Genomic DNA, 6,993 nt, shown 5'->3' with positions numbered 1-6,993 from the left:
AGAACGCAAAGAAAAGTTGCATACTGCATTTATTAAGAGACAGGAATACTGGCGGACAAAAAATGCCGGTTCCTGACACACCTTATATGCTTGTCTTAAAAACGGCAAGTTCAGCATAAGCAGTACAAAAAGACAAAAAAATACATTGATCATTATAATAAATTAATATACTATAACATCACCCAATAAAAGGAATATCAAATGAAAAACCATTCTGTAATTATTTTATTATTACTATGCTCCGTGAATATTTGTTGTGTATACAAGAATAATGCACACGCAGCCGCCATAATGGAAATAAAAAATATTGAAGGTCATTATATTGACGATAAAAGTACAGACATGATTACTCATGTCGAATTAATTATAACAAAAGACGTTAAGGGATATAAATATGAGATGACAACTCCCAAGAGAAATCTGGAAGGAAAAATAAGTTTTACAAACAATTTTGAATCCTTTTATTTAGACGGAATAAAATGGTCTTGTTTGGAAATTGACGGAGACCCTCAAGAATCGCCGGAAAGTGTTGAGGTGCGATTTGATGAAAATGAACTGTTAATACAAAATGGCGGCGGAAATTCAATGAGTGGCGTATATTATGTAATATTTGATGATATAGACGAGATGTGGATCAGTTTGATAAGAAAATACGTTACCTTGCCCAATGGCATAACAGTGGGCGCCAGAATTCCCCAAGATGTTATTGATATGATATTAAAGCGCTTTGAAGCCATAGAGAACGGAGATATAGCGGCGTTCAGGTCTACATTAGGACAAATGGAGGATGGAGTAGATTATTATTATCAACTTGGATTACTATCTGAATTTTTTGGAGACTTCTTTGATATATCTCCCGATGATTTTCACGACGCTGTTGCGGATGGCAGTGAAAGATTGTCAGAAATCGCACATACATTATTTTATGGCGAACATCCTTTAAAAAACAGAAATACCGGGCTATCGGTAAAGAGAATAGAATATTTACCACATGGCGGATTAACGGTGAAAGTAACCAATAACAAAAACGAAGAATTAGATTATAATTTTTTGTACTATTGATAGTATACGAATAGTACCTGATTAGATGTATGCCGCATTAATAATGGTTTCTACTTCGGTTTTTTCCTTATCTGAAAGCGGCACAAACTTTTCCGCATTGTCTTCAATGGATTGTTCAAAAGCGTCCAATTTTTTTTTGGTCTTTATCGTCGCATCATAAAAAGCGTAACCCGTATTTGTTGCTTTAACTGAAAGCTGTAAAAACCAACTTTTTCCATCGCCTATTAACTTAAACCGTATTCCTGAACCATTTTTGAACCGTGGCCATTCCGCAAATGCCATAGGCTTTTTGCTCCTTCATTATTGAAGCAAATTTACCTTCCCTAATTTCCTTCTCCTAGTGTCAACTTTACACCAGGACGCGACAAACCAACCCTATTCCCCATTCCCTACTCCCCAATTAATCTTTTTCTTTAAGCAGAGCATCGTTATTCAAAACTTTAAAAGATATTGCTTTAGGTGCGTTTGTGCTACGCACTACGATCCCCTCTTTATCAAGCCCGCTTGGGTACTTGCCTCTTGCTTTTTCAAGCAGAGTTTCTAGCGAATAATTGAATTGCTCTCCTCGCTCTTCAAGGGGGACGGTCGGGAGGCCTAATTCGGCGCATAATTTTACGGCTTCATCGTAGGGGAAATATTTTCCCGCGTCCCAGTCTTTTACGTCAAATACGTACCAATCGGTACCCGTTAGACGCAATTTGTTTCTTTGTATTCCGGGGCCGCATATCTCTCCTGTAATAACTATGTTTTTGCCAAGCTTGGCGAACTTTTCTTTAAGACCGTATTTGTAAACAGGCGTCCAATATAATGAAGACTCCTCGTCTTTTATCTCTTTATTTCTGCTGCAACACCCGATTTTTCCGTCAATATAATAAACAATCCCGGAAGTGCCGTCCATTTTTGTGGTGATATAGTACGGTTTCCCTTTTAGCTCCTCAAGCAGTTCAAGCGCGGATTGAATGCGGATTTCATCGGAAGCGGGAATGCCGTAAGGACGCTCTCCTATAATTGTGCCGCCCGCGTTTGCCGTTTCGGGAATGTACCATTTTTTTACATTGAGTTTTTCCGTAACGTCCGCGCCTTCGCTTAAGCCCGCGAGTTCGGGAAATTTTTCAAGCGGTAAAAAAAGCCCCTGCGAAAGCTGGCCGCGCATTTTCAACGTGCGGATTCTGAAACCCTTGCCGTTGTCAACATTGTCGCGGTATGAAGTAGCGCGTAAAAATTCATAGCTCTCGTCTATTGGAAGGAAACTGTCAACTTCATAATAAACGCCCATATCTGTGGCTTTGAACTCGCCTTTTTTAACGACGCACTGCCACCCCATTACATGGGCAAGCTCAAGAAAATCCGAATCGGGAATGGCAGTGACTTCCCTTACTTTTTGAATGGTTACCAATGACCGCATATTTTCCTCCAATGACAATTATAATTATAGAAATCTCTTTTTGTAAAGATAAAAATTTTGCTCAATACTATTACCGTTTAATGTTTTAAAGCCGAGGATCAACAGTTTCATTTTCAAGAGCCAATACCGCGAAGACACACTCATGATAACGGTAGAACGGTTCTTTATTTACAAAACGTTCCAAAGACTCCATGCCCAGGGCAAATTCGGAAAGTGCAAGCTCCTGTTTTCTGCGCAACGATCGTTTTCGTAGCCGGTCAAGGTGGGCGGTTGTCGTGTAATCGGGGCCGTAGATGATACGCAGATACTCGCGCCCACGGCACTTTACAGCCGGCTGCAAAAGAGCGTTTTTGTCATGGGCGATAAAGTCCAGTGGTTTGACTACCATGCCTTCGCCGCCTGAGTTGGTAAGATTGAGCCACCAATCAACGGCGGCGGCGACAGAAGCGTCATCGTTTAAGTCAACCGTTAGGTGATTGGTAGCGGTAAAAATCGGATCATTGCTTGAGGTGATATAATCGCGTATTACTGCCAGATGGCGCAAATGGTTTTCGTCATGCCAGACTTTGCCTTCGGTAGCGAGAATGTGAAAGGGAGCGATGCGGTAGTCATCAGCCGAGGAGATTCGCCAGCAGTAACGGCGGTAGGCTTGAGTATAACGTTCAAGGCATTCAAGTCGGTTCTGATAATCTTCCAAAACCGCAGAAAGGTTCATATCTCCCGGAGTACCCGATTCAACCGTTATATCGGAAATATTACTGCCGTTATACGACATTTTTGCAGACGTAAGCGCCGAAACCGCTTTGGTAAGGCCGCCTCGCCCTGCCGTGCCTGTTGGGGCGTATTGTTCCAGAATGAGGGCGTGGGCTTTAGCCGACCAGGGCATTAGTTCAGTGTCCAAACATACCCAGTCCGTGGAAAAAGCGCCCCAAAAATTCGAATTGTTCAAAACGGTTTGCAATCGGGTTAGTATCGCCTGTTCGTGGGCTTTTTCAGCACTCGCAAAAAAGTGGCGACCTGTGCGAGTGTAAATAATACCCGGAATATTTTCCGGCAGTGAATCGCCGTCAATACCGAAGCGGGTTTTCGCGGTTTCGCTGTTTTTGCAGATAACGATTATCGCGCGGGAGCCCATGTGTTTTTCTTCACAGATTATTTTTGAAACACCGTGTTTTTTGTAGTAGCCAAAAGCTTCCAGAGGATGTTCCAAAAAAGAGTCAAGGCTGCTGGTTCCGCTTGGAGACATCGTAGGCGGCAAATAAATGAGCCAGCGGGGATTTGCGGAAAACCTGCTCATTATTTCCAAAGTAAGCGAGCTTGCTTCTTCGCTTATTGCGACCTCGCGGTATATTCTTGTACTGACGCGCCGCCTTCCCAGAACATCGGCAATATCGGGTTCATTGCAACCGTTAGCTGAAATGGCGTTGTAGTTTAGGGGTTTGACCGGGGCATAGTATTCACGTTTGGCGGGAACTTCAACCAATTCGCCTTCAGGGTAACGGTAAGCGGTGAGTTTTCCGCCAAAGACGCAACCTGTGTCAATACAGATTGTGTTGTTAAGGCTTCGAGTTTGCGCTGAGGGGATATGGCCGTAAACAACTAACGCCTTGCCTCGGTATTCTTCCGCCCAGTTGAGTCTGACAGGAAGTCCGAACTCGTCGGTCTCGCCGGTAGTGTCCCCGTACAGGCAGAAACCGCGCACCCTGCCTGAACTGCGCCCTTGATATTTTTCGCAGAGGCCGGCATGGGACACAACAAGTTTGCCTTGATCCAGCACATAATGACTGACCAACCCGTCAAGGAATTGCATTGTCTTATCAATAAAACATTGAGGTTCCTTTTCAAATTCTTTGACGGTGAGATCCAAACCGTGAGTCAGCTTGACATCATTTCCACGCAGTTTGCGGAGCAATTTTACATCGTGGTTGCCCGGTACGCACAGAGCCATGCCTGATTCGACCATGTTAATCACAAGATGAAGCACTGCGGCGTTGGCAGGCCCACGGTCGCATAAATCGCCAAGAAAAATAGCGCGTCTGCCACTAGGCGGCTGGGCGGTGTTAGATTCTCTATCTACCGCATATTCAAGTTTTTCCAACAGTTCCGTAAGTTCATCGTAACACCCGTGAATGTCGCCGATTATGTCAAACGGGCCGCTCTCGTCACGTTTGTTATTCCAAAGTTTAGTCCTGACAATTTCTACGGAATCAACTTCTTCTTGATCGTGTAAAATATGCACATAACGAAAGCCCTCTTTTTGCAAACTGCGTAAACTCTTCGCCAAATCGCGGGCGTGTTTTCTCACGACATTGGGAGCGACATTGCGATCAAGTCTTACGCGGTTACGCTCAATGCATAAATCTTCCGGCATATCAAAAACAATGGCAACCGGAAGCACGTCGTGGGATCGGGCAATATCGATTATTTTTTTTCGGGCGAATTGTTGGACGCTGGTAGCGTCAATTACCGTAAGTTTGCCCCGCTCAAGCCGCTTGCTTGCGATGTAATAAAGACTGTCAAACGCCGCTTCAGTCGCGCTCTGATCGCTTTCATCATCGGATATAAGACCGCGAAAATAATCCGAGCTGAGTACTTCTGTGGCTTTAAAATGTTTTTTCGCGAAACTGGATTTGCCGCTGCCTGACGCTCCCACTGTGGCGACAAGGCACAGTTCGGGGATTTCTATTTTCATTCAGCGTTCTCCGCAGTATCGGGCATTGCTGGTTTTTGAGGCGTGTTCTTCCTGAAAATAGCCATTTGGGTCGGCGTGTTTTGATTTTCGTCCTGTTCGCCAATGTCTTCATAACGAACCGAGTAACCATTACGACCGGCTGCGGAATCGGCCCACGCGCGGAATTGGACGCGGTTCCATTCAAAACGATGGTCGCCGTGGCGGAATTTATTTTCTCTAAGACCCGTGTAATTTACGTTGTAGTCAAAGTTTGGCGTGGTGATGATAACTGTCACCGGTGCTGCGTCTGCAAAAACAACCGCCTCAAGTGAGGGAAGGCGGTTTTCATCCAGATGTTCAATCACTTCCACAATTGAGACGGCATCGTAGTTTTTAAACCGTTTGTCCCTGTAACAGAGCGAACTTTGAAACAGCGTTATGCGCTTTTTTTCATTTTCCGTCATGCGGTCAAGTTTAAGATTATCGGCTGCCCTGCTTAAAACAACAGCGGACACGTCGGTTCCCGCTATGGCGGTAAAAGTTTTTTCCTTCATCAGAAGTTGCAGCAAACGGCCTTCGCCGCATCCCATATCAAGTACTGATTTTGCGCCGCTGTTTTTTAATTCGCCCAATACGCCTGCTAACCGCTGATCATTAAGGCGCGGCATTTTTATCAATATGGCGGGTTCCGTTTCTGTATCGCCTTCTGTTACAGAATTTTCCGCGCCGCCTTCACCGTTATCAAGACGGTTAAGCAGTTCAATGGCCTGCCTTGTGAAATGCCCCAACTTTGTGAAATAACGCCTTGTAATAAAATTTTTTTCAGGGTGGTTTTCCAACCAGCCTGAACCGTGCTCAAGGAGCTTGTCAACTTCCTTATCATTTATCCAGTAATGTTTACGGTAATCAAAAACTGGAATTAATACATAGATATGTCGTAGAAGTTCCTGTAACTGTATTTTCGCCTTGATAGTCAAGTTCACATAACAACTGTCCCCCCATTCGGGAAAACGCTCATCTAAAAGGCAGTTTTCCCATTTAACGTCGTAACCCAGAGGCGCGAAAATTTTTTCCAACATATTGGTATCGCCACGGCATGGCAACATGACAAGAGTGGCAGAAAGTTCAAGAGCAGTGTCCGCCAGAGCCTGATTTTTTTCACAACGGCCAGACATGGCGGTTCCGTAAACTCGAGAAATTGCCGTGTTCATAAATGAAGATGAAACATAGGGACGATCATTTACATAATCAAACAAACCGCCACCTGTGGAACCTTGCTTCCCGCGGGCAAGGTCTAACGGATCCATGTCTAATAACAGAGCGGCGGTACAACGGTTCGCGCTTACCTCAGGATAAAAAATATGCACTTTGCCAAAGTTAAATGCGGCAGTTTGAGGACGCGATGGATTTTTATGGAGCAGATAGCCAAGATGGTCGGCGTTCTCTCCCGTGTATGTTATTGTTAAAAGCATAGGTTGTTTGTATTGTCCGCTTTTTGGAGAATATTTGCAAGGTGAGAAAAATGAGGTTCTATTATTTTTTGCTTGACAAAGTATATACCATGATATATACTTATAATAAGAGGTGAAAAATGCAAACTGCAAAATTATTTGTTAATGGAAGGAGTCAGGCTGTAAGACTGCCGAAAGAATTTCAGTTTCACGGTGAGAGCGTATATGTTCAAAAAGTCGGCGAGGCTGTTATTTTAGTTCCTTTTGATAAAGAGTGGGAAGTTTTTATGCACGGAATAAACAATTTCTCCGATGATTTTATGTCTGAGGGAAGATTGCAGGAAAAAGATCAAAAAAGGGAAAAATTATAATGTATATGTTGGATACCAATATCTGTATATATA

General features: G+C 43.8%; 6 protein-coding genes. 2 read left to right on the top strand and 4 right to left on the bottom strand.

Annotated elements, in window-relative coordinates; genetic code table 11:
* Window positions 1-201: 201 nt before the first annotated feature.
* Entirely contained in the window at window positions 202-1,062 is an 861-nt protein-coding gene (locus ACYVRH_RS09240) for a hypothetical protein (RefSeq protein ID WP_461256626.1), read from the top strand.
* 21 nt (window positions 1,063-1,083) lie between these two features.
* Here ACYVRH_RS09240 and ACYVRH_RS09235 read toward each other — a convergent pair whose 3' ends face one another.
* The 4 genes from ACYVRH_RS09235 to ACYVRH_RS09220 form a co-directional block, all read right to left on the bottom strand.
* Window positions 1,084-1,344 carry a hypothetical protein gene (locus tag ACYVRH_RS09235; protein ID WP_461256625.1) on the bottom strand — a complete coding sequence of 87 codons (261 nt, stop codon included), beginning with the start codon at window positions 1,342-1,344 and terminating at the stop codon, window positions 1,084-1,086.
* Window positions 1,345-1,462: 118 nt separating this feature from the next.
* Entirely contained in the window at window positions 1,463-2,467 is a 1,005-nt protein-coding gene (locus ACYVRH_RS09230) for an RNA ligase family protein (RefSeq protein WP_461256624.1), read from the bottom strand.
* Between the two features lie 85 nt (window positions 2,468-2,552).
* Window positions 2,553-5,159 (bottom strand): polynucleotide kinase-phosphatase, encoded by a 2,607-nt coding sequence (locus tag ACYVRH_RS09225; protein WP_461256623.1) that lies wholly within the window; start codon window positions 5,157-5,159, stop codon window positions 2,553-2,555.
* On the bottom strand, window positions 5,156-6,610 hold the full coding sequence (locus ACYVRH_RS09220; RefSeq protein WP_461256622.1) for a 3' terminal RNA ribose 2'-O-methyltransferase Hen1: 1,455 nt from the start codon (window positions 6,608-6,610) through the stop codon (window positions 5,156-5,158). The genes ACYVRH_RS09225 and ACYVRH_RS09220 overlap by 4 nt, the downstream gene beginning before the upstream one ends.
* A 119-nt stretch (window positions 6,611-6,729) precedes the next feature.
* On the opposite strand from ACYVRH_RS09220, the gene vapB reads away from it, so the two are divergent.
* Window positions 6,730-6,960, top strand: coding sequence for a type II toxin-antitoxin system antitoxin VapB (gene vapB / locus ACYVRH_RS09215; protein ID WP_461256621.1), 231 nt, complete (start codon window positions 6,730-6,732; stop codon window positions 6,958-6,960).
* The last annotated feature ends 33 nt before the right edge of the window (window positions 6,961-6,993 follow it).

The sequence above is a fragment of the Treponema sp. R80B11-R83G3 genome, from assembly GCF_054786115.1.
The sequence above is the reverse complement of the archived record's forward strand: the minus strand, read 5'-3'. Positions and strand labels throughout refer to the sequence as shown.